This window comes from Pseudomonas sp. 22085 (assembly GCF_052045815.1).
In the GTDB taxonomy this organism is placed as follows: domain Bacteria; phylum Pseudomonadota; class Gammaproteobacteria; order Pseudomonadales; family Pseudomonadaceae; genus Aquipseudomonas; species Aquipseudomonas glycinae.
Genome location: NZ_JBQEQA010000046.1, coordinates 1 through 1,559, shown reverse-complemented (window position 1 = coordinate 1,559; position 1,559 = coordinate 1). Strand labels below are relative to the sequence as shown.

The 1,559-nt window shown below is 55.7% G+C and carries 2 protein-coding genes and 2 pseudogenes; 2 read left to right on the top strand and 2 right to left on the bottom strand.

What is annotated here, in order from left to right; genetic code table 11:
- Positions 1 to 139, bottom strand: a pseudogene (locus ACTJK7_RS29030) (DUF6124 family protein); the annotation flags it as partial.
- Positions 140 to 731: 592 nt separating this feature from the next.
- On the opposite strand from ACTJK7_RS29030, the gene ACTJK7_RS29025 reads away from it, so the two are divergent.
- Together ACTJK7_RS29025 and ACTJK7_RS29020 are read left to right on the top strand one after the other, a co-directional pair.
- Positions 732 to 974: a hypothetical protein gene (locus ACTJK7_RS29025; protein WP_108560274.1), complete on the top strand. Its 243-nt coding sequence runs from the start codon at positions 732 to 734 to the stop codon at positions 972 to 974.
- 54 nt (positions 975 to 1,028) lie between these two features.
- Positions 1,029 to 1,109 (top strand): annotated as a pseudogene (locus tag ACTJK7_RS29020) (hypothetical protein); the annotation flags it as partial.
- Between the two features lie 216 nt (positions 1,110 to 1,325).
- On the opposite strand, the gene ACTJK7_RS29015 reads toward ACTJK7_RS29020, so the two are convergent.
- On the bottom strand, positions 1,326 to 1,559 hold a 234-nt coding region (locus ACTJK7_RS29015), incomplete at its 5' end, for a DUF6124 family protein (RefSeq protein ID WP_440780653.1).

Below are 1,559 nucleotides of genomic sequence, written 5' to 3'. Positions count from 1 at the left end.
GCGGTGGTGGCGTGGAGCCGGGCGGGCAGAGATAGTGATCCAGGGCGCGGTCGGCGGCTTCGTGAAGCTTTCTGGAATCGGCGGATTCGTAGGGCGAGGCGGGGTCGGTTTCGGGTGGGTTGGGTGTGGGTTTGATCATGGTGAAGCTCCTTTGAAGTGGAGCCGCCAAATCCTGTCGCTAAACAGGAAGGGTGGCGGCTGTACGCAGGTTAGCGAACCGGTCAAAGGCACCCGGCAGACCGCAAGGGTCTCCCGCATACAGCCACCATAACGAAATTGCAGACATACAGATCCGCAACGAAGCCAGGAACGCTGGTGCACCTTTAAATTGAGCCGAGTCGCTAAACCCGATCGCTGATTCGTCAGCGACCGATCCACAATAGAACCCGACCCCAAGGCGCACAAGCCGGCGGATTCTGGCGTAGCCGTAGGCAACGGCGCAAGGATTCGTAGCCTGTAAGGCGTGTCTGAAGGTGTCTTTTAAACACCAGAGTTTAAAAGGCACTGTGTGCTGATTTCTCGGACCTCTTCGCGAGCAAGCTCGCTCCCATCTTTGGAACCCCCTTTTTCATTTTCAATTTTTCATTTCAGAGCTTCGGATTAATGCCGCTTGTCTGAAAACTGCCCTTACCTGTCAACTCTGACAGGTGTGCTTTCTCTGGCTTTGCAGTTGATTGCGAAGGGTGTCACGTAACAGGCGTGCACTTGGAATCAGCACAAGGAGAAGGAGAATGAAAGGCACGTTCACCAGTTATGACGAAAAAACCGGCAAGGGCATCATCACTGTACCTAAGGAGGGGGGAGGGCAAGATAGTTCTTTTGGCGCGCAGGTAGGGAATTTTTTGGCAGGAGACTCTTACGAATTCACTGTCCCGCCAGCCCATGCGGGAAAAACCTATATTTCAGTGGGAAGTCCTGTTGAGTTTGATCTGACGAATACGAACCCGCCGGAAGCGACGTACCTTCGCTATTAGTCATTATCTGGCTGATCTGACTGAGCCGGCGGAGTCTCAGAGCGATACGTCCCCTTTGCCGCGGGCAAGGGCAAGTTTCCGGAACCGCTCAAGGACGACCTGCCGATCCCGCCGGATCTGCGGCGCGATTCCTGATGAAACAAAAAACGCCATCCGGTTGAGCCTGATGGCGGTTTTTTATGCCCGATAACCTGTGTCGCTTGAGAGGCCGCCTTCGCGGGCAAGTCGAATCGTCGCACCGCCGCTCCCACAGGTTTAGCGTCGCTCGGGAAATATGAGCACACCACAAATCACTGTGGGAGCGGGCTTGCCCGCGAAGGCGTCAGTCGCCACGACGCATCTATCAAGCCTTTACACGGAGACCTGCGACGGCGGTATTTCCAGATTATCCAACACCCGATTCACTGCCAGCTCGCCGAGCATGATCAGTTGCGCAATCCCCACCAGCGTCCTGCGCTGCGAGGCAGGCATGAGATGGGTGAAGTCATTGACGATGGTTCTGGCTGAGGCCAGGGTTTCGCAGGCATCGGCCAGCAGCTCTTCGTTTTTGAAGTCCGCGGTGACGGCATACATTCTGCGGTTTTT